This is a genomic window from Streptomyces sp. NPDC048192 (assembly GCF_043202415.1).
GTDB lineage: Bacteria > Actinomycetota > Actinomycetes > Streptomycetales > Streptomycetaceae > Streptomyces.
Genome location: NZ_JBIDAL010000027.1, coordinates 26,164 through 53,045, shown reverse-complemented (window position 1 = coordinate 53,045; position 26,882 = coordinate 26,164). Strand labels below are relative to the sequence as shown.

At 73.1% G+C, this 26,882-nt stretch carries 17 protein-coding genes; 8 read left to right on the top strand and 9 right to left on the bottom strand.

Annotated features, from left to right (window positions below; all coding sequences use genetic code 11):
- Positions 1-239: 239 nt before the first annotated feature.
- Complete coding sequence (locus tag ACGFZN_RS37785) at positions 240-2,672, top strand: SpoIIE family protein phosphatase (protein ID WP_393863006.1); 2,433 nt, start codon at positions 240-242, stop codon at positions 2,670-2,672.
- Here ACGFZN_RS37785 and ACGFZN_RS37780 read toward each other — a convergent pair.
- The 7 genes from ACGFZN_RS37780 to ACGFZN_RS37750 form a co-directional block, all read right to left on the bottom strand.
- Positions 2,612-3,679 carry a histidinol-phosphate transaminase gene (locus ACGFZN_RS37780; RefSeq protein WP_393863005.1) on the bottom strand — a complete coding sequence of 356 codons (1,068 nt, stop codon included), beginning with the start codon at positions 3,677-3,679 and terminating at the stop codon, positions 2,612-2,614. The two genes, ACGFZN_RS37785 and ACGFZN_RS37780, sit on opposite strands and share 61 nt — an antisense overlap.
- A gap of 5 nt (positions 3,680-3,684) precedes the next feature.
- Positions 3,685-4,704, bottom strand: coding sequence for a 3-oxoacyl-ACP synthase III family protein (locus ACGFZN_RS37775; RefSeq protein ID WP_393863004.1), 1,020 nt, complete (start codon positions 4,702-4,704; stop codon positions 3,685-3,687).
- Positions 4,701-5,354 (bottom strand): SRPBCC family protein, encoded by a 654-nt coding sequence (locus ACGFZN_RS37770; RefSeq protein ID WP_393863003.1) that lies wholly within the window; start codon positions 5,352-5,354, stop codon positions 4,701-4,703. The genes ACGFZN_RS37775 and ACGFZN_RS37770 overlap by 4 nt, the downstream gene beginning before the upstream one ends.
- Positions 5,326-7,074, bottom strand: a complete 1,749-nt coding sequence (locus tag ACGFZN_RS37765; RefSeq protein ID WP_393863002.1) for a thiamine pyrophosphate-binding protein — start codon at positions 7,072-7,074, stop codon at positions 5,326-5,328. Before ACGFZN_RS37765 ends, ACGFZN_RS37770 begins: the two co-directional genes overlap by 29 nt.
- Positions 7,071-8,087, bottom strand: a complete 1,017-nt coding sequence (locus tag ACGFZN_RS37760; RefSeq protein ID WP_393863001.1) for a GlxA family transcriptional regulator — start codon at positions 8,085-8,087, stop codon at positions 7,071-7,073. The genes ACGFZN_RS37765 and ACGFZN_RS37760 overlap by 4 nt, the downstream gene beginning before the upstream one ends.
- Positions 8,088-8,241: 154 nt before the next feature.
- On the bottom strand, positions 8,242-9,858 hold the full coding sequence (locus tag ACGFZN_RS37755; protein ID WP_393863000.1) for a cation acetate symporter: 1,617 nt from the start codon (positions 9,856-9,858) through the stop codon (positions 8,242-8,244).
- On the bottom strand, positions 9,855-10,433 hold the full coding sequence (locus ACGFZN_RS37750) for a DUF485 domain-containing protein (RefSeq protein ID WP_393862999.1): 579 nt from the start codon (positions 10,431-10,433) through the stop codon (positions 9,855-9,857). The genes ACGFZN_RS37755 and ACGFZN_RS37750 overlap by 4 nt, the downstream gene beginning before the upstream one ends.
- Before the next feature lie 275 nt (positions 10,434-10,708).
- Here ACGFZN_RS37750 and ACGFZN_RS37745 point away from each other — a divergent pair, with 275 nt between their 5' ends.
- On the top strand, positions 10,709-11,716 hold the full coding sequence (locus ACGFZN_RS37745) for an NADP-dependent oxidoreductase (RefSeq protein ID WP_393862998.1): 1,008 nt from the start codon (positions 10,709-10,711) through the stop codon (positions 11,714-11,716).
- Entirely contained in the window at positions 11,713-12,501 is a 789-nt protein-coding gene (locus ACGFZN_RS37740) for an SDR family NAD(P)-dependent oxidoreductase (RefSeq protein WP_393862997.1), read from the top strand. Before ACGFZN_RS37745 ends, ACGFZN_RS37740 begins: the two co-directional genes overlap by 4 nt.
- Before the next feature lie 537 nt (positions 12,502-13,038).
- Here ACGFZN_RS37740 and ACGFZN_RS37735 read toward each other — a convergent pair.
- Entirely contained in the window at positions 13,039-13,950 is a 912-nt protein-coding gene (locus tag ACGFZN_RS37735; protein ID WP_393862996.1) for an RNA repair domain-containing protein, read from the bottom strand.
- Between the two features lie 99 nt (positions 13,951-14,049).
- Between ACGFZN_RS37735 and ACGFZN_RS37730 the strand changes: the two genes are divergently transcribed.
- The 5 genes from ACGFZN_RS37730 to ACGFZN_RS37710 all read left to right on the top strand — a co-directional run bounded on the left by ACGFZN_RS37730 (position 14,050) and on the right by ACGFZN_RS37710 (position 23,876).
- Entirely contained in the window at positions 14,050-15,012 is a 963-nt protein-coding gene (locus ACGFZN_RS37730) for an SDR family NAD(P)-dependent oxidoreductase (RefSeq protein ID WP_393862995.1), read from the top strand.
- A gap of 236 nt (positions 15,013-15,248) precedes the next feature.
- A complete protein-coding gene (locus ACGFZN_RS37725; RefSeq protein WP_393862994.1) occupies positions 15,249-17,867 on the top strand; it encodes a LamG-like jellyroll fold domain-containing protein in 2,619 nt (872 codons plus the stop codon).
- 198 nt (positions 17,868-18,065) lie between these two features.
- Positions 18,066-19,052 carry a hypothetical protein gene (locus ACGFZN_RS37720; protein WP_393862993.1) on the top strand — a complete coding sequence of 329 codons (987 nt, stop codon included), beginning with the start codon at positions 18,066-18,068 and terminating at the stop codon, positions 19,050-19,052.
- Positions 19,053-19,095: 43 nt separating this feature from the next.
- Complete coding sequence (locus ACGFZN_RS37715; protein WP_393862992.1) at positions 19,096-20,943, top strand: HSP90 family protein; 1,848 nt, start codon at positions 19,096-19,098, stop codon at positions 20,941-20,943.
- Positions 20,944-20,945: 2 nt separating this feature from the next.
- The gene (locus ACGFZN_RS37710; RefSeq protein WP_393862991.1) at positions 20,946-23,876 is read left to right on the top strand and encodes a hypothetical protein; all 2,931 of its coding nucleotides are present in this window, start codon (positions 20,946-20,948) and stop codon (positions 23,874-23,876) included.
- An 84-nt stretch (positions 23,877-23,960) separates the two neighbouring features.
- Here the strand turns inward: ACGFZN_RS37710 and ACGFZN_RS37705 are convergent, their stop codons facing one another.
- Positions 23,961-26,435 (bottom strand): PQQ-dependent sugar dehydrogenase, encoded by a 2,475-nt coding sequence (locus tag ACGFZN_RS37705; RefSeq protein WP_393862990.1) that lies wholly within the window; start codon positions 26,433-26,435, stop codon positions 23,961-23,963.
- Between the last annotated feature and the right edge of the window lie 447 nt (positions 26,436-26,882).

Genomic DNA, 26,882 nt, shown 5'->3' with positions numbered 1-26,882 from the left:
CAGCCCAGCACCCCGCTCGCCCGGCGGGCTGCGCTGCGGGGAAGGAGCGTCCGCCGCCGGAGCCGCGCGGCGGGCGCGAGCGCGGCCGGTCTCCGGTTTCAATAGGCTTGCAGGGCATCAGCAGGTCGGCGCGGCCCGGGGAACGCCGGGTCACCGCCCCGGACGCCGCCACGCCGGTCACCGGCCGGGGCGGGGACCTGCGGCACAACATCGGTGACCGTACAAGGTGGTGGCGAGCGGTGCAGAAGCGGACGAGCGAGCCCGGCGCGAGCCACGACGATCCGTTCGCCCCGCACCTCGCCGCCCTGGCGGTGCTCGACGACGCGGGCACCGTGGTCGGCTGGAGCCGGCGGGCCGAGGAACTGCTGGGCCACCCGGCTACGGCCGTGATCGGCCGTCCGGCCTGCCAGGTCCTCGTCGATCCGCGGGATCTGCCGGGCGTCCGGGAGGCCGTGGCGGGGTGCCGACGAGCCGGCTGCTGGTCCGGGATGCTCACGGTGCGGCACCGCGACGGACGGCTCGTGGAGCTGGGAATCCGGGCCCAGGCGCTGACCCGCGACGGCCGCGCCCGTGAGTGGCTTCTCGCCGGGGTGCTCGCGGCCGACGTCCTGGAGTGGCAGAGGGACAGCGCCGTACTCGACGGGCTGTACCGCCGCTGCCCGATCGGCCTGGTCGTCCACGGCCCCGACCTGAGGATTCTCCGGGTCAACCGGGCCATCGAACGCTTCACCGGCGTCCCGGCAGCGGAGTTCGTGGGGCTGCCCACCGGGCACATGCTCCTGCCCGACGACGCGCGCAGCGCCGTGGACCGGGTACGCCACGTCATCGACACCGGCAGACCGCTGATCTACTCCGAGCAATTCGCCCGCCTGGAGCGGGATCCGGCCCGGGAGCGGGTCGCGATGGTGTCGTCGTTCCGGATGCAGGACCCATCCGGCCGCATCCTGGGCGTGGCGGAGATGATCGAGGACATCACCGAACGCCACCGGGCCCAGCGTCGCCTCGCACTCCTCGACCAGGCCGGCAGCCGTATCGGAACCACCCTCGACGTGGCGGAGACCGCCCGGGAACTGGCCGAGGTGATGGTGCCTCATCTCGCCGACCACGCGTCGGTGGACCTGCTGCAGCCGGTGACGCGGGGTGAGGAGCCGGCGCGCGCCCTGGCCGGGCCCGTGGTGCGTGTGGGGGCCTGCGGTGTCGGCGCCCAGCAGCCCGGCCCGCCCCATCCCCAGGGCGAGCACGTCGAGTTCGGGTCCGGCACCCCGCAGGCCACGTGCCTGGCCGAGGGGCGGCCCGTGCTGGAACCGGTGCTCCCGCCCGACTGGTTCTCCCGGGAGGGCCGCGAGGGGGCCCACGCTCCGGACCTGGGCGTCCATTCGCTGATCGCGGTCCCTCTGGCCGCTCGTGGCCTGGTGCTGGGCGTGATGACCCTGTGGCGTTCGCGGCGCCCCGATCCCTTCGAGCCGGACGATCTCACCCTCGCCCAGGAACTCGCCTCGCGCGCCGCCGTCGCCGTCGACAACGCCCGGCGCTTCACCCAGCAGCAGCAGGCCGCGTTCACCCTGCAGAGCAGCCTGCTGCCCCGGGCGGTTCCGGACCAGTCGGCCGTCGAGGTGGCCCTGCGGTACCTGCCGGCCAGCGCGGCCCCGGGCCTGGGCGGCGACTGGTTCGACGTCATCCCGCTGTCCGGGGCCCGGGTCGCCCTCGTCGTCGGCGACGTGGTGGGACGCGGCATCCACGCCGCCGCCACCATGGGCCGGCTGCGCACCGCCGTCCACACGCTCGCCAGCCTCGACCTGGAGCCGGACGAGGTCCTGTCCCGGCTGGACGACCTGGTCGGCCTGCTGGCGGCCGAACAGGAGGCGGCCGGCGAACGGCCCGTGGGCGAGCAGGTCGTCGGCGCCACCTGCCTGTACGCCGTGTACGACCCGGTCTCCCGGCTGTGCTCCATGGCCCGCGCCGGCCACCCGCCGCCGGTGGTGACCGCTCCCGGCGGGCAGGCCGCTCCGCTGGACCTGCCCGCCGGCCCGCCGCTCGGTCTGGGCGGCCTGCCGTTCGAGGCGCAGGAGACCGAACTCGCCGAGGGAAGCCTGCTGTGCCTGTACACCAACGGACTCGTCGGCGAACGGCACATCGACGCCGACATCGGCCTGACCAGGCTGTGCGCAGCACTCGGCCGCCCTGCGGAGGCCCTCGAACGGACCTGCCAGGCGGTGGTCGACTCGCTCGTGCCCTCGCGCCCCACCGACGACGTCGCCCTGCTGCTCGCCCGCACCCGCATGCTGCCCCCGGACGACGTCGCCTCTTGGAAGCTGCCGCCGGAGCCCGCCAGCGCCGCCCTGGCCCGGGAACTGACCTCGGCCAAGCTGACCGAATGGGGCCTGGAGCACCTGGCGTTCACCACCGAGCTGATCGCCAGCGAACTGGTCACCAACGTCTACCGGTACGCCGGCGGCCCCGCGACCCTGCGGCTGATCCGTGAACGGTCTCTGGTGTGCGAGGTCAGCGACACCAGCCACACCTCGCCCCACCTGCGCCGCGCCCGCAGCACCGACGAGGGCGGGCGCGGCCTGTTCCTGGTGGCCCAGCTGACCGAACGCTGGGGCACCCGCTACTCCCGCGAGGGCAAGACGGTGTGGACCGAGCAGCCGCTGACCGGCACGCTCACCTGACGGGGTCGGCCCGCGCCGAGGCCCGTCAGCGCGGTGAGCACCGTGTCGTTGGCCTTCCGGGTGCCGACGGTGATCCGCAGTCCCTCGCCGGGGTAGTGGCGGGCCAGCACACCGGCCCCGGCGAGCACCGCGGCGCCCGCGTCGACCGGGTCGGGCGCGGCGAGCCAGACGGAGTTGGCGTGGCCCGGGCGCACATGCCAGCCGAGGCCGGCGAGTTCCCGGCGGAGCCGTTCGCGTTCGGTGACGATGGTGTCCACGCGCCGGCGCAGTTCGCCGCCGGCCCGCAGCGACGCCTCCACCGCCGCCGTCGCCACCGCGTTGATCCCGAAGGGCAGTTGCTGCCGGCGGACCCGCTCCACCAGGTCCGGGGCGCCGAGTCCGTAGCCGATCCGCAGGGCGGCGAGGCCGTACGCCTTGGAGAAGGTGCGCAGGACCAGCACGTTGGGGTGTGCGCCCAGGAACGCGGGCAGGTCCGGCGGCCCGGCGGCGCGGGCGAACTCCACGTACGCCTCGTCCAGGAGCACGGTCACGTGCCGGGGGACCCGGCGCAGGAACTCCGCCAGGGCGTCCGCGGCGATCAGGCTCCCGGTGGGGTTGTGCGGGTTGCACACCACCACGACCCGGGTGCGGTGGTCGACCGCGGCCAGCAGGGCGCCCAGATCCTGGTGCCCCTCCGGCGACAGGGGCACGGGCACGGGCCGGGCGCCCGTCATCCCCGCCAGCAGCGGATACGCGTCGAAGGTCCGCCAGGCGTGCACCATGGTGTCGCCCGGCTCGACGACCGCCCGCAGCAACTGCAGTGCCACCCCCACCGATCCGCTGCCGGCCGCGACGCTGTCCGGGGCCACCCGGCACCAGGCGGCGATCCGCTCGGTGAGGCCGTCGGGGTGGAACTGCGGGTACCGGTGCGCCTGCGCCACGGCCCGCCGCATCGCCCTGCGCACCGAGGGCAACGGAGGGTACGGGCTCTCGTTCAGGGCCAGCCGGTGCAGTACGGGAACGTCCACGGCCGTCACCTCCGCCCGCCGTGCCAGCGGACGGCGGCCGCCCCGGCGAAGTCGCCCGCGTGGGCGAAGCCCGCCAGCACCACCAGGTCACCGTCCTTGACCCGGCCCGAGCGGACCGCGTGGTCCAGGGTGACCGGAATCGCCGCTCCGAAGAGGTTCCCGTACCGGTCGAAGGTGTTCAGGTGCCGTTCGGCGGGCAGTTGCAGAGCCTCCCGCCAGTTCCGCAGGAAGGTGCGGTTGGGCTGGTTGGTGATGAGGACGTCGATGCCGGCGGCCGGCACGCCGAGCCGCCGGCACAGGTCCGTGACCACCTCGGGGACCAGCCGGTTGCCGCGTGCCAGGACCTTGGCGACGCTCGCGTCGGTGAACCCGATGCGCAGCTGGGACTCGCCCGGCTCCCAGTACTTGCGGCCGTCGTCGACCGCCACCGTCATGTCCCCGGCGTACGCGCCGATGTGCCGGGCCTCCACGTCGAGGACCGGGGCGCCGGCCGACGTCGTCACGTACCCCACGCCGCAGCCGTCGCCCGGGATGGCGGCCTGGGCGAGCTTGCGGACCTCGGACTGGGTGAACCACTGGCCCGCCGCGCTCTGCGCGTTGCAGATCAGCGCGGTCTTCGCGGCGGTGGTGGTGAGGATCTGCCGGGCCAGCTTCAGCATGTGCACGAAGGAGGCGCAGCCGGCGTTGGCCACGTCGACGAGCCACTCGGGGTTCAGGCCCAGCCGGCGCGCCACCTCGGTCCCGGCGCCCACGAACGGCAGGTCCGGCAGCTGGCTGTGCACCAGCAGCACGTCCACCCCTCGGATCTCCGCCCTGCCGTGCCGTTCGATCAGCGGCTGTACGGCGCGTTCGACCATGTCCGCGTTGGTCTCGTCCGGTGCCACGTGGTGCCGTGACGGCGGGACCTTGAACATCGGGTGGTCGCGGAGCTTGTCCTCCGCTCCGGGGTGGTCGGTGTAGAACGCGGCGGGGACCGGATCGCCGGGAAGGTAGCTCGCGACGTCGGTGAGACTGACCGTGGTCACCGCTCCACCGCCCGTGCCGGGGCCACGCCGACCGGCAGGCCGCGCCGGTGGCGGTGTTCCAGGATGGCCTTGAGGTTGTTCATCTCCACGGTGTGCCCGGCGTAGAAGAGGTCCCAGTAGTCGCCCACCCAGGGCCGGTCCGGGCGGGGCGCCTTCTCGGGGTGCGGGTTGGCGTCGTAGTAGGGGTGCCGGCAGTTGGTCCAGGTGATCACCGATCCCGGCTTGCCGAGCACCGATCGGGCCGGCACGACGCGCATCAGGTAGATCATCCACAGGGTGTCGCCCTGGTCCCAGGCGCAGTGGTAGTCCACGGTCATGGCCTCGGGGCTGGCCACCACCCTGCAGTAGATCCTGGTGTCGTCCTCCAGCCGGTCGCGGCCGACCCACAGCCCCGGCGTGCCGGACGGCGCGAAGTCCCGCAGGCTGCAGGTCCACTCCTCCAGATGATGACCCTGGCGCAGGTAGTCGTAGACCTGCTCGGGCGGGCAGTCGACGTACTCGTGGATGGTGCAGTACCGGCCGTACACCTGATGGTGGGGGTAGACGGCGTGGGTGAGTTCCACGCAGTGGGCGGTCAGCTCCTCCCGGCCCGTGTTCTCGATCCGCATCAGGCCGGGGATGTCAGCCAACGTGGACGACTTCTCGCTCATCCGGGTTCTCCTTGCTGTCGGGGTGTCCGGTACGGCCGGCGGCTTCGGCGAAGGGCCGGAAGGGGAGGAACGGGGGGATCTCCCGCGGGTCGCAGTCCAGCGCGACGAACGCCGGGCCGCCGCCCGCGTTGCCGCGCAGCAGCGCCTCGCGCAGCCGCGCCGCGTCCGCGGCGGCGGTGACGTCGAGGGACGGGAAGGCGGCGGCCACCCCGGCGGCGATGTCGGTCCGGCCGAACAGGTCGTCGCCGCGGACGCCGCCCTGGAGGAACTCCTCCCGCAGGGCGCACATGGCGTGGGCGTTGTTGTTGAAGATCACGAACGTCACGGGTGCGGCGTGCTCCACGGCGGTGTGCACTTCCATCCCGTGCATGAAGAAGGCCCCGTCGCCGGCGAGGACGTAGGTGCGCCGCCCGGTGGCGAGGGCGGCGCCGATGCCGGCGCCGAAGGTGTAGCCCATGCCGCCCATGCCGACCGCCACCACGAAACGTCCGCGGCGCGGTGCCGGGAGGAGATGGACCGCGCCGGCGCCGGCGTTGCCGGCGTCCACGAAGACGTGCGCGTCCTCGGGGAGCGCCGCCTCCACCGCGGCGATCGCCTGGGCGTAGGGGACGGCGCCCGCGCGGACGGCCGGGGCGGCAGGCGCCGGCAGGGGCCCGGTGTGCGGGGGGCAGGCAGGGGAGCGGGCCGGGAGCCGGCCGGTCACCGCGCGCAGCGCCTCCCGCAGGTCCCCGGAAAGCACGGTGCCCGGCACGAACGGCGGTTCCGCACCGAGGGACACGACATGGACGGCGCCCAGGGCCCGGTCGAGGCCGCCGCGCGCCAGGAGCGGCAGCCGGGTGCCCGCCAGCAGGCACACATCGGCCCGCCGCAGACACTCCTCGACGTTGGCATGGCCCATCACCCCGGCCACGCCCGCGAAGCGGGGGTCACGGTTGTCGAAGACGTCCTTGGCGTCGGGGGTGACCGCCACCCATGCCCCCAGACGCCGGGCCAGCGCGGCCAGTTCGGCGCGCGCGTCCGCGGTGGCGACGCCCTCTCCGGCGATGACGAGGACGCGGCCGGCCCCGCGAAGGGTGTCCGCCACGGCGGCGAGGGCCGCGCCGTCGAGTTCTGTCACCGGTGCCGTCGGCGCCGGCGCCGGGAGGCGGCCGGGCAACCGGATCCGGGCCTGCTGGACGTCCTTGGGCAGCAGCAGTACCGCCGGGCCGCGCGGACCGGCCTGGGCCGCCGCCATCGCCCGGGGCAGCAGCTCCGGGAGCGCGTCCGGGTCCTCGACCCGGGCGCAGAACCGGGAGACGGGGGCGAAGACCTCGCGGGCGTCGAAGGAGCCCGCCCTGCCGCTGGAGTCCTGGAACGCCCCGTGCCCCTCCTGGCCGGTCGGCGGCTGGCCCACCAGGGCCAGCACGGACACCCGGGACGCGTACGCCTCCGCCAGGCCCGGTACGAGGTTCATCGCGCCGCCGCCCGAGGTAGCGGCGACGACGCCCAGGCGCCGGGTGGTCCGCGCGCAGCCGTCGGCCATCGTGACGGCGGAGAACTCGTGCTTGGCCACGACGGGTCGGAGGACGCCGCCGCGGTGGACGGCGTCGTACAGGTCCTCGATGTTCGCGCCGCCGACGCCGAACAGGTGGGTGACGCCGGCCCTGGCCAGCTCCGCGGCCAGGTGGTCCACCAGCCGTACCGTGCCTGTCGTGGGTAAGTGCGGGGTCGTGGTGGTCATACGGGGGTCCTCTCCGTCTCGTGGTGCCGGTCGACGAGGCCGGACGGCGAGATGGTCTGGAAGCGGTGCCGGTACTCCTTCGGGGTGAGCCCCAGGGTCCGCCCGAAGGAGCGGCAGAACGTCTCGGGGGCGCCGAACCCGCAGCGGCCCGCTATCTGACTCATCGGCAGATCGGTGGTCTCCAGCAGCTCGCGGGCGCGGGCGATGCGGGTCCGCTCCACGTACTGGCCGGGGGTCGTGCCCACCTCGCGCCGGAAGACCCGGGCGAAGTTGCGCACGCTCATGTTGGCCCGCCGGGCGATCTCGGCCACGGGCAAGGGATGGTGCAGGTTCTGCAGGATCCACTCCTGCGCGGTCCGGATCGGCGGATGGTCGGCGAGCTGGGCGTCCAGGACCGCGCTGAACTGGGACTGCCCTCCGTGCCGTTTGAGGAAGAGCACCAGGAACCGCGCCGTCTCCAGCGCGAGCCCCGCGCCGTGGTCGGCCTCCACCAGGGCCAGCGCCATGTCGATCCCGGTCGACACACCCGCGGAGGTCACATAGGGGCCGTCCCAGACGAAGATCGGCTCGGCGTCCACCGTCACGTCCGGGTAGCGGCCGGCCATCGCCTCGCTGTACGCCCAGTGGGTGGTGGCTCGTCTGCCGTCCAGGAGCCCCGCCTCGGCCAGCAGAAAGGATCCGCCGCAGACGGAGGCGACCCTGCGGGACCGGGCCGCCGCCTCGCCGATCCACGACACCAGCGCCCGGTCCCGGAGCGCGTCACCGAGGCTCCAGCCGCCCGGGACGAGAAGGGTGTCGATGGGGCCCTGCCCCTCCTGGAGCGGGGAGGCCGCCACACTCACGCCGGAACTCGTGCGCACCAGCGGCGCGTCGGCCGAGACCAGGTCGATCCGGTAGGGGGCGGCCGCCGGGGCCAGGAGCCGGTTGGCGGTGTCGAACACTTCGATCGGTCCGGTGATGTCCAGGGCCATGGCGCCCGCGTACACCACCACCACAACACGTCGCTCTGCCACGGTCACAGCCTGTATCGGCTGCCGCACGGGCTGCAATGACAGTTTATTGACGCATCCGGCCATCAGGCGGCCGCCGGTCCGGTACGGGGCTGCCGACCAGGCGGTTCATGCGCGCCGGCAGCCCCGCCCGGTGAGGCAGTTCACAGTGACCGGGTCAGTCGGCCGCGGCCAGCAGCCGGGCCTCGCTCTCCTCGTACAGCCGCCGGTTCTCCTGGCTGTCGGCGGCGCGGCGGCGGTGGTCCAGCCGGCTGCCCAGCCAGCCCGCCAGATAGCCGAACGGCACCGAGACCAGGCCGGTGGACTGCAGCGGGAACCAGTGGAAGTCCGCGTGCGGGAAGACCGCGGCGGGGGTGCCGGAGACCGCCTTGGAGAAGACCATCAGCACCACCGCGCAGGCCGTGCCGCCGTAGAGGGAGGCGAGCAGGCCGGTGCGGGTGAACCTGCGCCAGAACAGCGAGTAGGTCAGCGCGGGCGCCACGGCCGACGCCCCGATGCAGACCGCCAGCGTGGTCAGCACGGCGACGTCCCAGTTCTGGACCATCACGGAGAGCAGGATGGCGACGGTCCCCACCGCCACGCTCGTCCACGCCGCCACCGTCATCTCCGTACGCGGCGCCGCCCTTTCCCGCCGTACCACGTGGGCGAACAGGTCGTGGGCGAGCGACGAGGCCGCGGCCAGCGTCATGCCCGCCACGGAGGACAGCAGGGTGAGGAACACCGTGCCCGCCATGGCCGCGTACAGAACCGTCGTGCCCACGGAGCCGGGGCCGCCGCCCAGCGCCCGGGACAGCATGAGCACCGACGTCCTGCCGTGCGGGTCGACGGCGGTGATGTACCGCGATCCGACCAGGGCCGCCGCGCCCGTGCCCATGATGATCACCGTGAGGCAGAAGGTGCTGACCGTGCCGACCGCCCAGGACATGGAGCGGCGCACGGCGGGCACGTCCCGCGCGGAGTACAGGCGCATCGTGATGTGCGGCAGGCAGGCCGCGCCGAGGATCACGGTGATCTGGAGACTGGCGAAGTCCAGCCGTTCGCTCGCCGACGTCCCCAGCTGGACGCCCTGCCGGAGGAAGGCCGGGCCGGTTCCGCTGCCGTGCTCGGCGGCCCGGAGCAGTGCGCCGAGGTCCCAGTCGAAGCGGTTCAGGACGAGGGCGGCCACGGTGAGGCTGGTGCCGAGCAGGATCACGATCTTGATCACGTGGATGAGCGCGGTGCCCCGCATGCCGCCGATCGCCGCGTAGATGATCATCAGGCTGCCGACCAGGGCGATGCACGCCGTCCTGGCGCCGGCCTCGTGCGGCAGGCCCACGATGAAGGTGAGCAGCGACCCGGCCCCGGAGAGCTGGACGACCAGGAAGGGCAGGGTCGCCGAGAGCGTCACCACGCAGGAGGCGATGCGCGCGGCCCGCCCGGGCACGGTGCGGGCCAGCACGTCGCCCATGGTGAAACTGCCGGAGTTGCGCAGCGGTTCGGCCAGCAGGAACATCATCAGCACCAGCGACAGGGCGGTGCTGACCGCCAGCACGTAACCGTCGTATCCGGCGAGCGCGATGATGCCGGTGGTGCTCAGCACCGTGGCCGCGGAGATGTAGTCGCCCGCGATCGCCAGGCCGTTCTTGAGCGGGGTGAGCGAGCGGTAGCCGGTGTAGAAGTTGGTCAGGTCGTCGCGGTCCGGTCCCGCCATCACGCACATCAGCAGGGTGAGGGTCACCAGCGTGCTGAACAGGACCAGGACGATCGCCTGCGTCCCCGAGCCGAAGTCGTTCATCCCGCCACCCCGGCGTCCCGGCCCGGCCGGACCGCTCGCTCCCTGACGGCCAGCGCCAGCGGGTCCACGGAGCGCCGTGCGCTGCGCCCGTACCACAGGACGGCCGCGAAGGTGACGACCAGTTGGAGGATCCCCAGGCCCATGCCCAGGCTCAGTCCTCCGGCGATCCCGGACCCCATCAGGTCCGGCGCACAGCAGGACAGGACCACGTACACCGCGAAGGAACCGAGCGCGGTGAGCGTGGAGACCCGGCGGAGCACCTGGTAGGCCGAGCGGAGGGCGGCGAGGTCGGTGCCGTGCGGACGGCTCTCGTACGCGTGCGGTTCGCGCGCGGGGGCCTGTCCGTACGGGTCGAAGCCGAAGGCGCCGGGTCCCCAGGGGGCGTCCTGCGGCGCGTGGTGTCCGTACGGCTCCTGCGGTGGAGATCCGTACGGCGCCTGGGGCGGCCGGCCGTACGGCTCCTGGCGCTGAGCCGGCCGGTACGGCTCGGGGCGTGGGGCGTGGCCACGGGGCTCGGTCCGCTGTGTCCATCCCGGCGGTGCTGGCGGCGGGTACCGGTCGTCGGGGTGTGTCATCGCATGGCCTTCCGGTGCGGCTCGGATCCGTGGGAGGTGGCGGTGCAGCGTCGGTGTGGCGGCGCACGATACCGACTGGTTGGGATGCCTGATAACCCCGCCGAAAATCACGTTTTCGGCTCGTTGCGGCATCCGGTCGGCGGCGGTCCGCCGGAGGGTGCGCGGCCCCCGGACCCTAGCCCCCCGGCCCCCCGGACGGCCTGTGGGGAATGTCACGCCACCGGGCCTACCTACTGGTCGGTATGGTCACGGGAGCCGCGACAACAGGAGGCGCGATGTCCGTGACCAACCGTCAGATCCGTCTGGCAGCCCGCCCGGTGGGCGACGTGAAACCCGAAGACTGGGAGCACTGTTCGGCGCCGCTCGAGGAACCCGGTCCGGGCCGGTTCGCCGGCCGGACGCGCGTCATCTCCCTGGATCCTGCCATGCGGGGCTGGCTGGACGACCGCCCCTCCTACCTGCCGCCGGTGGGCATCGGAGAGGTGATGCGCGCCGGATCGGTCGTCGAGGTCACCGCCTCCGACCACCCCGGCTTCCAGCCCGGCGACCACGTCGTCGGCACCTTCGGCGTCCAGGAGTACGTGGTCTCCGACGGCCGGGGCGCCCTGAAGATCGACACCTCCCTCGCCCCGCCCTCGACCTACCTGGGAGCGCTGGGCATGCCCGGCATGACCGCCTACTTCGGCCTGCTGGACGTCGGCGCGCTGAAGGAGGGCGAGACCGTCGTGGTGTCCGGTGCCGCCGGCGCGGTCGGCACCATCGCGGGCCAGATCGCGAAGGCCAGGGGCTGCCGTGTCGTGGGCATCGCCGGCGGGCCGGAGAAGTGCGCCATGCTCACCGGTGAACTGGGCTTCGACGCGGCGATCGACTACCGCGCCGACGACGTGAAGAAGGCGCTGCGCGCGCACGCCCCCGACGGCATCGACGTCTACTTCGACAACGTCGGAGGCGACATCCTCGACATCGCCCTGACCCGGCTGGCGATGCACGCCCGCGTCGTGGTCTGCGGCGCGATCAGCCAGTACAACAACGCCACGCCGGTCAAGGGCCCCTCCAACTACCTGTCGCTGCTGGTGCGCCGCGCCCGCATGGAGGGTTTCGTCGTCTTCGACTACGCCAAGCGCTACCCGGAGGCCGCGCGGGAGATCGCCGCCTGGATCGGCGACGGCCGCATCAAGGTCAAGGAACACGTGGTGCGCGGCACCGTGGACGACTTCCCCGAGACCCTCCAGATGCTCTTCCGCGGCGAGAACGTCGGCAAGCTCGTGCTGGAGCTGGCATGACCGCCGCTCCGCGGGGTGAGCGGCAGGGCGGCGGGGTTCTCCAGGGCAAGGTGGCGATCGTCACCGGCGCCGCGAGCGGACTGGGCCGGGCCTCGGCGCTGGCACTGGCGAGGGCGGGCGCGCGCGTGGTCGTCGCCGACCTCGACGAGCAGGGCGGCCGGGAGGTGGCCGGCCTGGTCGACGGCCACTTCCGCGTCTGCGACGTCTCCGACCTCGACGCCAACCGCGCGCTGGTGGAGTTCACCCGGGAACGGTACGGCGGTGTCGACATCGCCCTGCTCAACGCGGGGGTGGCGACCGGATGCGGGGTCGGCGAGGACTTCGACCCCGCGCGCTACCGCCGGGCGATGGGCGCCAACCTCGACGGCGTGGTCTACGGCACCCACGCGGTGCTGCCCGCGCTGCGGGCCCGCGGCGGAGGATCCATCGTGGCGACCGCGTCGCTCGCGGGCCTGGCCGCGGTGCCGCTCGATCCGCTGTACGCGGCCAACAAGCACGCGGTCGTGGGACTCGCGCGCTCCCTGGGGCCGGCTCTCGCCCCGGACAACGTACGGTTCAACGCGGTCTGCCCCGGGTTCGCCGAGTCGCGCATCATCGACCACCTGCGCGGCATGCTCTCCGAGCAGGGCCTGCCGGTCATCCCGGCCGAGGCAGTCGCGGACACCGTGCTGCGGATCATCACCGGCGGGGGCACGGGGGAGTGCTGGTTCGTCCAGGCCGGCCGCGAACCGGAGCCGTTCCGCTTCCGCAACGTGCCCGGCCCGGCCACGCCGGCCGGCGTCTGAGCGGGCGGGACGGCCGGTCCGCCGGCGGGCGGGCGGATGCCGATGCGCTGAGCGGCCGGACCCCGTCGCGTGACGGTCCGGTCGCTTCGGCGGTGCGGCTCACCTGCCGGTGATCGGGGTGAGCCAGGTGGTGTGCTTCGGCTCGGCCTCTTCGGGTCGTGTGGGCTCGTCTGTTGGTGATTGGTGAGCCGTGTGGTGTGCTTCGGGTCCGGGCGTTTCGGGTCGTGCGGGTTCACCTGCCGGTGATCGGGGTGAGCCGCGCGGTGTCCTCCGGGCTCGGCCTCTTCGGGCAGCGCGGGCTCATCGGCTGGTGATCGGGGTGAGCCGCGCGGTGTCCTCCGGGCTCGGCCGTTTCGGGTCGGGCGGGTTCACCTGCCGGTGATCGGGGTGAGCCGCGCCGTATCCTCCGGGCCCGGCCTCTTCGGGCGGTGCGGGCTTGTCTGCTGGTGATTGGGGGAGCCGTGCGGTGTGTTTCGGGCTTGGCCGTTTCGAGCCATGTGGTGTGCTTCGGGCTCGGCCGCTTCGGGTCGGGCGGGCTCATCGGCTGGTGATCGGGGTGAGCCACGCCGTGTCCTCCGGGCCCGGTGTTTCCGGGTCGGGCGGGGGGAGACGGCGGATCTCGCCGGTGCGCAGGGCGACCGTGGCCCGTGGCCGCATCGGGCCGTCGCCCCGGCGGGAGAGCAGGACGAGTTCCCAGACCGTCGCCGTCATGGCCTCGAGCCGGGCGGCGCAGTCGGCGCCGGCCCGCCACGGGTCCCGGGTCCGGCCGAGCGACAGATGCGGGGTGAAGTCCTCGGCGGGCCCACGACAGCGCGGGAACCGCTGCCGCAGTGCGCGGTGCAGCTCCGTCCACGGCGCGCTGCCGGCCGCCGCCGGGTCGAGCCACACGGTGGAGTACGCCCGGTGCCGGAAGGTGCGCACCCCGTCCAGCCGGGCGGTGAACACCGGGATCTCGGCCGTCGCGGCGGTCAGCAGCGGGGCGGCCCGCTCGAAGTCGGACTCCGGTACGAAGCCGAAGAGGACGTTGACGTGCGGCGGCCAGCGGTGGATCTGCGGATCGTAGTCCCGGCGGATGTCCTGGACCGGCGGCCACAGCTCCGCGGGCGGGATCCAGGCCACCGCCGTGCGGGCCGTCGGCGGCACGTCCAGGACACCGGCGGGCGTGGCCGCGCCGGGGCTCGTGCCGAAGCCCCCGTCGTGCCGTTCCCGCACCCGGCCGGCGTCCGACGCGTCGATGCGGTCCACACCCGTGGCCCGGTCCCAGACCACCTCGCCGTCCACCTCGACGAAGACCACCCGGTGCCACGGGATGTCGCCCCCCGGCACGAAGGAGGACAGCGGGAGGCGGGTGCAGCCACCTCCGCGCCGGCTGATCCCCAGCACGAACCGGGCCGGGTCGAACCGAGGGTCCCAGCGGATGCGGTGATAGATCTCGTCGCTGGTGCGCATGAGAGCACCTCCTCTTCCAGGGTGCGCCAAGGAGGTCGCCTTCCAGAGCGCGGCGTCACGCTTGACTTCGAGTGCGCTCGAATTCGTAGCGTTCCGGACATGACTACCGCACAGCACAAGATCGGATCCGGCTTCGGCGCCACCAGCACCGCCGACGACGTCCTGCGGGGGATCGACCTGACCGGGAAGCTCGCCCTCGTCACCGGCGGCTACTCGGGGATCGGCCTGGAGACCACCCGGGCGCTCGCCGGGGCCGGGGCCCGCGTGGTCGTGCCCGCCCGCCGCCCGGACGTGGCCGAGCAGGCGCTGACCGGCATCCCCGGAGCCGAGCTGGACGAGCTGGACCTCGCCGACCTGGAGAGTGTGCGCGGCTTCTCCGAGCGGTTCCTGGCCTCCGGACGGACCCTCGACATGGTGATCGACAGCGCCGGGATCATGGCGTGCCCGGAGACACGGGTGGGGCCGGGCTGGGAGATGCAGTTCGCCACCAACCACCTCGGCCACTTCGCCCTCGTCAACCGTCTGTGGCCCGCGATCGCGCCGGGCGGCGCCCGGGTCGTCTCCGTCTCCTCCCGCGGCCACCACTTCTCCGGCATCCGCTGGGACGACGTCCACTGGCGGCAGGGCTACGACAAGTGGGGCGCCTACGGCCAGGCCAAGACCGCCAACGTCCTGTTCGCCGTCCACCTCGACAAGCTCGGCCGGGACGCCGGCGTCCGCGCCTTCGCCCTGCACCCCGGCGGCATCATCACCCCGCTCCAACGGCACCTGCCCAAGGAGGAGATGATCGAGCGCGGCTGGATCGACGAGGACGGCAACGTGCTCAACCCCGAGGGCTTCAAGACCCCGCAGCAGGGCGCGGCCACCCAGGTGTGGGCGGCGACCTCACCGCAGCTGGACGGCCTCGGCGGCGTCTATCTGGAGGACTGCGACATCGCCGAGCCCGCGCCCGAGGGCGAGGAGCGGCTCGGCGTGAAGGACTGGGCGATCGACCCGGAGCAGGCGGCTCGCCTGTGGCAGCTGTCGGCGGAACTGACCGGCGTCGACGCGTTCGCCGCGTAGAACTGCCCGGAAGGGGAGCGGTGTTGGGGGGCCGGGCGTGCACCGGCCCCCCGATCCGGGCTGACGGCCGCTGGGGACGGTGAGGCGGACGACGTCTCGAGAAGCATTGCCGTACGAGGGGTGTTGACGGGTCGTTCCGACGCTCTAGGATCCCTGCTGCTCGAAGTACCGACCGTCGTACGGTATATCGAACGGCGGTGCGTCACGCAACGGTCCGTCACAAAGGAATGAGCCGCATGCCTTCAGAAGCCGGAGTGCCGCGCAGAACCGTCCTCAGCGTCCTCGGAGCGGCCTCCCTCGCCGGGACCTTCGCCGCCGCCGCTCCCGCCGGGGCCGCCCAGCTCACCGGCACCGCCGCGGGCGCCGCGGCCGCGGACCTCCCCGCCGCAGCCGCCCACTGGGCCTTCGACGAGGGCTCCGGCACCTCGGCCGCCGACTCCTCCGGCAACGGCCGTACCGCCACGCTGCAGGGCGCGGCCGGCTGGGGCACGGGGAAGGCCGGCGCCCACAGCCTGAGCCTCACGGTGGGCGGCAACGCCACGGCGTCCGGGCCGGCCCTCGACACCTCCAAGGCGTTCTCGGTGGGCGCCTGGGTGAACCTCGCCCAGCTCGGCGGCTACCAGACTGCCGTCAGCGTCGACGGCAAGGCCGTCAGCTCCTTCTACCTGGGGCTGCGCGACGACACCGGCACCTTCGCCTTCGCCCGGCTGGCCTCGGACGCCACCCAGAACGCCGCCGTGGCGGCCGCCGCCTCCGCGCCGTCCACCGGCGCCTGGACCCATCTGACCGGCGTCAGCGACCCGGCCGCCGGCGTCATCCGCCTCTACGTCAACGGCGTACTGGAGGGCGAGACCGCCTACACCGCGGGCTGGGCCGGCAGCGGCGACACCGCCATCGGCCGTGCGCTGTACGGCGGCGGGCATGTCGACCAGTGGCACGGCCTGATCGACGACGTGTGGATGTTCCCGTCCGCCCTCACCTCCGAGCAGGTGGCGGCGCTGGCCGGGGTGCCCGTGGAGACCATGACGCCGCTGCTGAGCGTGGACGCCGGCACGCCCGCGCACGCCGTGTCGCCCATCCTGCCCGGGTTGATGTTCGAGGACATCAACCACTCCGGGGAGGGCGGCATCTACGCCGAACTGGTGCAGAACCGCTCGATGATGGCCAGTGACACCGAGCCCGTCCACTGGTCCGCCGTCGGCGGCACCACCCTCGCACTCGACACCGACACCCCGCTCAACGCCGCGCTCGACCGTTCCCTCAAGGTCGTGCTGCCGAGCGGCACCGGCGCCGGGAACCGGGGCGGCGTCGCCAACGACGGCTTCTGGGGCATACCGGTGCGGCCCGGAACCACCTACACCGCCCGGCTGTTCGCCAAGGCCTCGCGCCGCATCGGCCCGCTGACGGTGGCCCTGGAGTCGGCGGACGGCACGGCCGTGTACGCGTCAGCGCGGGTGCCGTACATCGGCACCGCCTTCCCCGGCCGCCCCTTCGAGCTGACCCTGCGCACCGGCGCGCGCACCCCCGTGACCGGGGACGCGAGGCTGACCGTCACCACCGCCGACCCCGCCGCAGCGGGCGAGACGCTGTGGCTCCAGCACGTGTCCCTCTTCCCGCCCACCTACAACAACCGCCCCAACGGCCTGCGCATCGACCTGATGGAGAAACTGGTCGCGCTGAAGCCGAAGTTCCTGCGCCTGCCCGGCGGGAACTACCTCGAGGGCAACACGATCGCGACCCGGTTCGACTGGAAGAACACCATCGGCCCGGTGTGGGAACGCCCCGGCCACATGGACGACGCCTGGGGCTACTGGTCCACGGACGGCCTCGGACTCCTCGAATACCTGCAGTGGGCCGAGGACATGCACGCCCAGCCGGTCCTCGCCGTGTACGCCGGCTACTCCCTCAAGGGGGAACACGTCACCGGGGACGCGCTGAAGCCGTTCGTCCAGGACGCGCTGGACGAGATCGAGTACGTCACCGGTCCGGTCACCAGCACCTGGGGCGCACGGCGTGCCGCCGGCGGACACCCGGAGCCATTCCCGCTCCGGTTCGTGGAGATCGGCAACGAGGACTGGTTCGACGCCTCGGGGTCGTACGACGAGCGGTTCGCGGCCTTCCACGACGCGATCAAGGCGAAGTACCCGCATCTGAAGCTGATCGCCACGACACCGGTGACGAGCCGCACACCGGACCTGATCGACGAGCACTACTACCTCGCGCCGTCCGCCGCGCAGGCCTCCACCCACAAGTACGACAACCGGGACCGCGGTTCGACGAAGGTCTTCGTCGGCGAGTGGGCCGCCCAGGAGGGCCGTCCCACGCCCGACCTCAACGCGGCGCTCGGCGACGCCGCCTGGCTGGCCGGGCTGATCCGCAACTCCGACCAGGTCCTCATGGAGTGCTACGCGCCGCTGTTCTCGCACGTCAAGAACAACGTCTGGGCCACCAACCTGATCGCCTACGACAACCTCACCAGCTATGTGTCGCCCAGCTACTGGGCGCAGCACATGCTGACGAGCAGACTCGGCGACACGGTGCTGCCGGCCACCGCACGGGCGCTGCCCGGCCTCGCCACCGTGGCCACCCGCTCCGGAAACCGCCTCTACCTCACGGTCGTCAACTGCGGGACGGAGAAGCTGAGCGTGCCGGTCGAGCTGAAGGGGCTGGCCAAGGGCGTCAGGAGCCAGGCCACCGCGACGGTGCTGACCGGCCCCGCGCGCACCACCACCAACACGCTGACCGCGCCCGACACGCTGGTGCCCAGGACGACGACCGTGACCGGCGCGGCGGCGTCCTTCACCAGCATCGTGCCGCCGCTCTCGGTCACCGTACTGGAACTCGTCCTGACCTGACCGGCCACCGCCCGGCGCCCCGGCACGGCAGCGAGGGCCTCGGCCTCTGGGCCGCGGTCCTCGCTCGCGCGGACGGGACGCCGGGTCCCGCGGCAGCGGGGGAGGGGGAGCGGGCCGGCGGAAACCCTGTGGAAGCGGTGTCGGTGGTGACGCTTATGCTGCACCGAACGATCACGCGGAACCTGGGGAGGGCGCGGCATGTTCGGCAAGCTGTTCGGCAGGGGCGGGGACAGACCGGCGGCGGATCCGCACGCCCTGCCCGTCCCGCGCGCCGCGAAGAACGGGATGTACACGCTGCACGCGCTCGGCGACGCGCGGGTGCTGGCGCTGGTGGAGGCGGCGGGCAGCGGCGACTGGCCTGCGGTCAGGGCGGCGCTGGCCCCCTTCGACCTCGGCCGCGACCATCAGGTCCTCGCTGAACTGGCCGACCTGGACGGTGTGCAGGACTGGATCGGCCGGGCCGTCGAGGACGACAAGGAGAACCGGCCGACGGCCCTGCTGATATCCGGGGCGCGCCACATCGCCTGGGGCTGGGAGGCCCGCACCTCCGCGCGTGCCGTGGACGTCACCCAGGAGCAGTGGCGGATCTTCCACGAGCGGCTCCGCATCGCCGAGGAACAGCTCTTCGAGGCCGCCGAGGCGCGACCGGACTGGATCACGCCGTGGCGCCGCCTGCTGACCTCCGCCCGCGGCATGTCGCTGGGCCCCGCCGTCAGCGAGACCCGGCTCGACGCCGCCCTGCGCCGCGACCCGCTGGACCTGGAGACCCACATCGAGTGGGTGTCGCAGCTGCAGCCCCGCTGGGGCGGCGAGCCGGGCCAGGCCCTGGCGTTCGCCCGCGAAGCGTTCACCCGGGCGCCCGAGGGCCACCGCCTCGGCTGTGTGATCGCCATGGCGCACATCGAGGACTGGGTGGAGTCGGACAGCAAGGACTGCCTCGACCGGCCCGAGATCCAGGCCGAGTTGGCACAGGCGGCCCGGCACAGCATCCTCCACCCCGCCTACGAGCGCCGCCCGGGCTGGCAGCAGGACTTCAACGTGTTCGCCATGGCGCTGGGCCTGTCCGCCGAGAGCGTCGTGGCCCCGCGTGTCTTCCACGAGCTGGGCGGCGCCTACACCCCTTGGCCATGGAAGTACATGGCGCAGCCGGAGAAGATGTACGCCCGCTTCCGGCGCACCGCCTGACCCCGCCACCCCGACCGTCACGATCAACACCCCGGACTGCCCGATGACTCTGCCCGTCACACCGCCCGGCCCGGCCGGCGCCGACCGCACCTTCCAGGTGGACCTGCGCGGCCTCGTCGACCTCCTGTCCCACCACCTCTACTCCAGCCCCCGCGTCTACCTGCGCGAACTGATGCAGAACGCGGTGGACGCGCTGACCGCCCGGCACGGCGTCGAACCCGCCGCCCCCGCCGGCGCCTTCGGCATCCGCCTGTACGCCGACGGTTCGGTCGTACGCGTCGAGGACGACGGCGTCGGCCTCACCGAGGCCGACGTGCACACCTTCCTCGCCACGATCGGCCGCAGCAGCAAGCGCGCCGACCAGATCGCCGAACAGCGCGGCGACTTCATTGGCCAGTTCGGCATCGGCCTGCTCTCCTGCTTCCTGGTCGCGGACGAGATCCACGTCCTCAGCCGCTCCGCCCGCACCCCCGACGCACCCGCCGTGGAGTGGCGCGGACGCGGCGACGGCAGCTACACCGTGCGCACCCTGCCCGCCTCCGCCCGCCCCCGGCCCGGCACCACCGTCACCCTGACCCCGCGCGCCGACGCCGGCGAGTGGACCCGGCCCGCCCAGGTGCAGGCGCTGGCCCGCCACTTCGGCTCCCTGCTGCGCCACCCGGTGACCTTCGATGACGGCACCGGTGGTCCCGGCGCGCCCGTCAACCCCGAGCCCGCACCCTGGGCGCGCACGTACCCCACGCCGGGCGCACGCTCCCGCGCGCTCGCCGCGTACGGCGAGGAGGTCTTCGACTTCACGCCGCTGGACACCATCGAGCTGGACCTGCCGGCCGTGGGCCTGAAGGGCATCGCGTGCGTGCTGCCCGAGGCGGTGCCGGCCGGACGCCGCCACGGCCACCGCGTGCACGTCAAGGGCATGCTGCTGTCCGAGCAGGCCGCGGAGATCCTGCCCGAGTGGGCGTTCTTCGTCCGCTGCGTCGTCGACGCCGAGAGCCTGCGCCCGACGGCGTCCCGCGAGTCCCTGTACGAGGACGACACCCTCGCCGCCGTACGCGACGCACTCGCCGAACGGCTGCGCGCGTGGATCGCCCGCACCGCCGCCAGCGACCCGGACCTCCTCGGCCGCTTCCTCCAGGCCCACCACCTGGCCGTGAAGTCGCTGGCCGTGCACGACGACGAGATCCTGCGGATGCTGCTGCCCTGGCTGCCGTTCGAGACCACCGACGGACACGCCACCCTGGACGAGTTCGCCCGCACCCACCGCACCGTGCTCGTGACCTCCAGCGTGGAGGAGTTCCGGCAGATCGCGGCGATCGCCTCGGCCGCCGGACTCGGCGTCGTCAACGGCGGCTACACCTACGACCGCGAACTGGTCCACCGGCTGCCGGAGATCAGGCCGGAGGTGAGCGTCGCCGACCTCGACCCGGCCACCCTCACCGCCCACCTCGACCCCGTCGACCGGGAGACGGAACTGGCCGCCGCGGCCTACCTCACCCTGGCCCGCGACGCGCTCGCCGTCTTCGACTGCGACGTCGCGCTGCGCACCTTCCAGCCCGCCTCCGCCCCCGCCCTGCTCCTCGACAGCCGCGAGGCCCGGCACGAGCGCACCCGCTCCCGGCTCGCCCGCGAGCAGCAGGGCGGTGTGTGGGGCGACATCCTCGGCCACCTGCGCCAGGAGGCCCCGCGCGCCCAGCTGATCCTCAACCAGCTCAACCCGCTGGTCCGCAGCGCCGTCACCATCGACGAACCCGAACTGGCCCGCACCAGCGCCGAAGCCCTCTACGGGCAGGCCGCGATGCTGTCCCGGCGCCCGCTCAGGCCCGCCGAGTCCAGCCTGATCAACCGCTCCTTCCTCGACCTTCTCGCCCACGCCCTCCGCAAGGACAGCTGACGATGCCGACCGCGCCCCAGACCATCGACGAGCTGTACCAGGCGCTCCAGGAGAACGACCGGCGCCCCTACGGCCGCACCCGCACCGTCACCGCGGAGGAACTGGCCGAGGCGGCCGAGCAGTTCGCCGAGCCCCTGCCGCTCGTCCACGCGCTCCTCGAACTGCAGGAGGCGTACACCTACGGCTCCGAACCCCGCAAGTCGCCCGTCGTCTTCGCCCGCCTGCTCACCCTCTTCGACGAGCAGCCCGACGTCTTCGACGAGCGCCTGCGCCACTCGCTGTTCTGGCGGTTCAAGTGGGTGGCGAACGCCCTGCGCCAGCTGCCCGAGATACCGCTGGCCAGCCTGCGCCAGTGGCTGACGGAGATGCGCGACCGGTACGAGAAGGCCGGCCTCGGGCTGCAGCCGTACTACGGGCAGGCCTACCAGCTCGCCGCCCACGTCGGCGAGGACACCACCCGCGCCTACGAGCTGTGGGCGGGCCGCGCCCGCACCCGGCTCAGCGACTGCGAGGCCTGCGAGACCTGCGAACGCGCCCTCTACCACCTCGCGGCGGGCGACGACGAGCGGGCCCTCGCCACCTGGGAGCCCGTCCTGGCCGGGAAGGAGTCCTGCCGGGAGGAGCCCGCCCGGTCCGTCTCCTACGCGCTGCTGCCCCTGCTGCGCACCGGCCACGCCGACCGGGCCCGCGCACTGCACCTCGCCGGCTACCGCGCCTGCCGCCGCGACCCCTCGATGTCCGGGGAGGTCGGCCGGCACCTGGAGTTCTGCGCGCTGACCGGCAACGAGGCACGCGGCCTGGAACTGCTCGCCGAGAACCGGACCCTGTTCGACGAGGTCGACTCGCCGCTGGACCAGCTCGGCTTCCTCACCGGCGTCGAGGTCCTGCTGAACCGCGTCGAACTCCTCGGCCACGGCGACCTGCCCGCCGCCGGATACGCGGGCCGCACCTGGACGGTGACCGCGCTGCGCGCCGAGGTGCGCCGCCGTGCCGACGACCTCGCCGCCCGCTTCGACGCGCGCAACGGCACCACGGCCCACACCGACCGGCGCAGGGCCCGCCTGGAGCGCGCCCCCCTCCTGGACGCGCTCGAACTGACCCTGCGCACCCGCGCCCTCGACGACGTGGCCCCCGCCGCCCCGGCCGCCGCACCCGCCACCCGCACCGCCGAGGACCTCCCCGCATCGCTGCCCGAACTCATCCTGCGCGCACGGGAACTGGACGAGCAGGGACACCCGGACGCGGCGGCCTGCTGGGCCCGGCTGCGCACCCTCGTCGCCGCCCCCGGCTACGCCCACCCCGACGACCCGGCCGTCGGGCCCCTCGCGCGGCTGCGCGCCGACCTGCTCGCCGACGAGGCGAGCCGGGAGGGCGACAAGGACCGCTTCGAGGCATCCGCCGCCCTGTACGAGGAGGCCGCGCGCCTGTACGACGAGGCGGCGGCGCCGGAACACGCGGTGGTCGCCCGCGGCTGCGCCCTGCTCCAGGCAGCCCAGGCCGCCGAGCCGGCCGGCGACGGCGAGGCGCAGGCCGCCGCGCTGACCGACGCCCACACGCGCCTCGTCCGGCTGCACGAGGAGGCGCCCGGCCTCGCCCCGTACCAGGAGGCCCGGCTGCTGCGGCTGCGGGCGACCGCGCTGGGCCTGCGGCTGCAGGTGTCGGGCGACAAGGAGTACGGCGCGCCGGTCTTCGCCGAGGTGGACCTGCTGCTCGACTTCGCCACCCGGCACGGCATCGCCGGGCAGGTCTCCGGCGCCCTGCTGCTGCGGGCCGGCACCCACGCCCTGGCCGGCGACCTGCCCGCCGCGGCCGCGGAGACCGACGCCCTCCTCGACCGGCTGAAGGCACACGGACCCGCCTGGCACCTGCCCCGTACGCTCGGACTGCGCGCCCGCATCCGGCTCGGCCTGCGGGACGCGCAGGCCGCGCACGCGGACCTCACTGAAAGCCTGCGCCTGGCCGCCGAATGGCCGTCCGACACGGCCGACACCGCCCGCCTCCACGGCGACCTGGCCCAGACCTGCATGTACCTGGGCCGCCCCGACGAGGCGCTGCGGCACCTGACGCGCTCCGCGGAGCTCGACCTTCGCCGCGGCAGCCGCACGGACGCGTTCTGCACCTACAGCAACGCGGCCCGGCTCAGCCTGGATCTCGGCCGCGTCGAGGACTGCATCGCGCTGCTCGACTCCCTCCTGGCCGAACCGGACGTCGCCGCCGGAGAGCTGGACGACCGGCTCGTCGCCCAGCTGCGCCTGACCCGCGCCCGCGCCCTGCACGCCGGCGAGGACCTCAAGGCGGCCACGGCGGAGTTCGCCGCCCTCGCGGCCGAGTCGGCCGGCTGGGACGACGACCCCGGCAGCCACGCCATGATCGCCGCGGAGACCGCCGTACTCCTCGGCGAGTCCGGCGAGTTCGGCCGGGCCCGCGAGGCCGCCGACCAGGCCCTCGCCGCCCACGCCAAGGCCCCGCGCTACGAGCAGCTCAGCAACTGCCTGCGCGAACTCGCCCGTCTCCAGGCCCAGCAGCAGGGCTCCGAGGGCCTGCCGGGCGCCCTCGCCTTCCTCGCCGACGCCGGCCGGGTCGCCGACGAGGCGCGCGCCGCGGAATACGAGGCCCGCGGCCGGTCCCTGGACCCCGCCCTCGCCTACGAACACGGACGGGTCAACGCCTACGCCGGTGAGTACGAGACCGCCCTGACCGCCCTGGAGAAGGCTCTCACCCTGCTCGGCGAGCCCGGCCCCGACGCGGACCAGGCCGGCGAGTGGGCCGAGTGCGTCCGTCTCACGGCCGCCGTGGAGGGCATCTACCTGGAACGCCCCGCCCCGGCCCTGACCCGCCTGGACGCGGCGGTCTCCCGCCTCACGACGCTGGGCCACACCGAGGAGGCCGGACCGCTGACCTCGCTGGCGGCCCGTCTGCGCGACGAGGCGTGAGGCGGCGCACGCACCCGCCGGGGCACGCCCCGGCACCGGAACGAAGGGCCCCTGCGCACAGGGGCCCTTCGTCGTGTGCGGCTGTCAGCTCATCGTGAAGGAGTCCAGGCTGAACAGGTCGCCGCTGCCGCCCTTGAAGACGAAGTACAGCTTGTGCGTCCCGCCCGGGTCGGTCACCGGTGCGCTGACCGTCGTGAAGGCGCCGGAGGTGTCGCCGACCGTCGCCGTGCCCGCCAGCGGGCCGTCGGGGGCGTCGGTGCGGACCTCGATGGTGCCGCCGGCGCCGTTGGACGCCACCCGGAAGTCGATCTTGCTGACACCCTGGAGGTCGTACGGGTCGAACTCGATCCAGTCACCGTTGCCGATCGACGTGACCGCCTCGCCGCCCTGGGCGCCGGCGACGGAGGTCGTCTGCACACCGGACTGCGTGCGGTAGAACTCCGCCTGCCGGCCCTTGGGCATCAGGATGATCTGCGTCGTGCCGGTGAGGTCGGGGACCCCGGCGGTCGGGGAGCTGTCGGTGTAGCTCGCCGAGAAGATGCCGTAGAAGTCGTCGGAATCCGTGTGGCCCGCCGTGGTCATGGTGAACGTCCCGCTGCACCCCGTGGCCTGCGAGAGGTTGTGGGCGTGCATGTCGTGGCCGAGCGAGTAGCCGACCTGGACCTTGGAGCAGTCCACCGGGGTGCCGTCCGGGTCGGTCGCGTCGATCTTCCACGCGACCTGGTCCCCGTCCTTGAACGTCAGCCCGTTCGGGGGCTCGGAGAACTTCAGCACCGGCGCGGAGTTGCCCACCGTGACCAGGATGGCGGCGACGCCCGTCCGGCCGCTCGGGTCGCTGACCGTGAGCTTGGCGTGGTACTGCCCGTTCGCGGAGTAGGTGAACGAGGGGCTGGCGCTCGTGGAGTCGGTCGTGCCGTCGTTGTCGAAGTCCCACGCGTAGGTGAGGGCGTCGTTCTCGGGGTCGGTCGAGCCCGTGCCGTCGAACTTCACCGTCAGCGGGTTCTTGCCCGACGTGGTGTCCGTCTTGATCACCGCGGTCGGTGCCTTGTTGCCCGGCGAGTACTCGATCTTGTAGAGCCCGGCGTCCAGGGAACCGCCGAACCAGGCGCTGCCGTAGTCGAGCACGTACAGCGAGCCGTCGGGACCGAACTCGGTGTCGATGGGCTCGACCAGGCGGGCCCAGTCGTTGCCGCCGGTCAGCGTGTCGATCGACTGGATCTTTCCGCTGGCGTCCGAGGTGATCGGCTTGATCCAGTGGGCGCCGAACTCGTAGGCGAAGAACTTCCCGTCATAGCTCTGGGGGAACTTGACCGCGGACTTCAGCCCCGGGTCGTAGTCGTAGACGGGGCCGCCCATCGGCGCGCCCTCGCCGCCGAGCTGGGGGAACAGCGGGTTGCCCGCGTAGTGGTTCCAGATCCAGGCCGGCTGGGCCGGGGGCAGGTTCTTCAGACCGGTGTTCAGCGGTGCGTCGTTCACCGGGTGGGCGCAGTCGAAGGGCTGCCCGGACTCCCTGGTGGCGAAGTCGTACTGGACGTACGGGGTGTTGTTCCCGATGCAGTACGGCCAGCCGAAGAAGCCGGGCTTGGTGATCCGGTTGAACTCGACGGTGTTCTCCGGCCCGCGCTTGGGGTTCGCGGTGCTGGCGTCCGGCCCGTAGTCGGCCAGGTAGATCACGCCGGTCTTCTGGTCGACGCTGAACCGGAAGGGGTTGCGGAAGCCCATCGCGTAGATTTCGGGACGGGTCTTGGCGGTGCCCTTCGGGAACAGGTTGCCGTCCGGGATCGTGTAGGTGCCGTTGTCGTGCACCTTGATCCGCAGCAGCTTGCCGCGCAGGTCGTTGGTGTTGGCCGTGGAACGCTCGTTGTCGAAGACGGGGTTGCGGCCCGGGCGCCGGTCGATGGGGGCGTAGCCGTCGGACTCGAACGGGTTGGAGTCGTCGCCGGTGCTCAGCAGCAGGTTGCCGTCGCCGTCGAAGTGCATGTCGCCGGCGACATGGCAGCACTGCCCGCGGTCGGTGTCGACGCGCAGGATCTTCTTCTCGCTGGACAGGTCCAGCTTGCCGTCGGTGAAGGTGAACCGGGACAGCTGGTTGTAGCCCTTGTACGGCGCGAAGTCGGCGGCCGTCCCGTTCTCCGGGGCGTCGGTCATGGGGGTGTCGAGCCGCGGCGCGTAGTACGCGTACACCCAGTGGTTCTTGGCGAAGTGCGGGTCGAGCGCGATGGTCTGCAACCCGTCCTCGTCATGGGTGTACACCGACAGCTTCGCCGCCACGTCGGTGAGCCCGTCGAGGGTCGTGTGGTAGACGGTGCCGTCGCGGGAGCTGTGCAGTGCGCTGCCGTCGGGCAGCACCGCGAGCCCCATCGGCTCGCCCACCTGCTCCGGTCCCTTGGCCAGTGTGACCTGCTGGAAGTCGGACGTCGCCGCGGCGGAGGCGGCCGCTGCCGTTCTGTCCGGTGCCTGGGTGCGCGCATGCGCGGACGTCACTCCGGCCACCGCGACCCCCACGCCGAGCATGGTGCTCAGCGTGGCGGTGAGTAGCCGGCTCACTGGTGTACGCACGTACTGCCTGCCTCTCTTGGGGCGCTGCGAATGGACATCGGCGCGAGCGGTCGCGTCGCGCGGGGCCGGCCGGACCCGGACGCCCGGGCCGGCGGGAGCCGGTCGATCGGTCGATCGGTCGAGGGGGCGAGCGGGCGGGTGGCCGTGGGAGGAAGAGAGGGCTCGCAGGGGTTCGCGGCCCCCTGGTGAAGCGTCATGAGCGTGGCTCCATGACCATGGCCCGTCAAGGAGGTACTGCTCGGTAGCAGCGTTTTGCGCCCTGAAGTGGACACATCTTTTGCTCATCTGGTGAAAAGTGACGCCGGTCTGTGCTCAACTATCGACGACTTCAGGCGTTCATCGTCCTCCAGAGACGCTCGTGACTCCGGTCGCCCCGCACCCCGTCAGGCCGACCGCCCGATCCGCCCGACCGCCCGGACGCCCCGGCCGATGAACGCCCCGCACCAC

Bases quoted from the DNA above. Each gene is read 5' to 3' on its own strand.
- ACGFZN_RS37730 (WP_393862995.1), top strand. From the start codon at position 14,050: ATGACTACCGCACAGCACAAGATCGGATCCGGCTTCGGCGCCACCAGC.
- ACGFZN_RS37765 (WP_393863002.1), bottom strand. From the start codon at position 7,074: ATGACCACCACGACCCCGCACTTACCCACGACAGGCACGGTACGGCTG.
- ACGFZN_RS37715 (WP_393862992.1), top strand. From the start codon at position 19,096: ATGACTCTGCCCGTCACACCGCCCGGCCCGGCCGGCGCCGACCGCACC.
- ACGFZN_RS37750 (WP_393862999.1), bottom strand. From the start codon at position 10,433: ATGACACACCCCGACGACCGGTACCCGCCGCCAGCACCGCCGGGATGG.
- ACGFZN_RS37770 (WP_393863003.1), bottom strand. From the start codon at position 5,354: ATGAGCGAGAAGTCGTCCACGTTGGCTGACATCCCCGGCCTGATGCGG.
- ACGFZN_RS37725 (WP_393862994.1), top strand. From the start codon at position 15,249: ATGCCTTCAGAAGCCGGAGTGCCGCGCAGAACCGTCCTCAGCGTCCTC.
- ACGFZN_RS37745 (WP_393862998.1), top strand. From the start codon at position 10,709: ATGTCCGTGACCAACCGTCAGATCCGTCTGGCAGCCCGCCCGGTGGGC.
- ACGFZN_RS37735 (WP_393862996.1), bottom strand. From the start codon at position 13,950: ATGCGCACCAGCGACGAGATCTATCACCGCATCCGCTGGGACCCTCGG.
- ACGFZN_RS37720 (WP_393862993.1), top strand. From the start codon at position 18,066: ATGTTCGGCAAGCTGTTCGGCAGGGGCGGGGACAGACCGGCGGCGGAT.
- ACGFZN_RS37710 (WP_393862991.1), top strand. From the start codon at position 20,946: ATGCCGACCGCGCCCCAGACCATCGACGAGCTGTACCAGGCGCTCCAG.
- ACGFZN_RS37755 (WP_393863000.1), bottom strand. From the start codon at position 9,858: ATGAACGACTTCGGCTCGGGGACGCAGGCGATCGTCCTGGTCCTGTTC.
- ACGFZN_RS37740 (WP_393862997.1), top strand. From the start codon at position 11,713: ATGACCGCCGCTCCGCGGGGTGAGCGGCAGGGCGGCGGGGTTCTCCAG.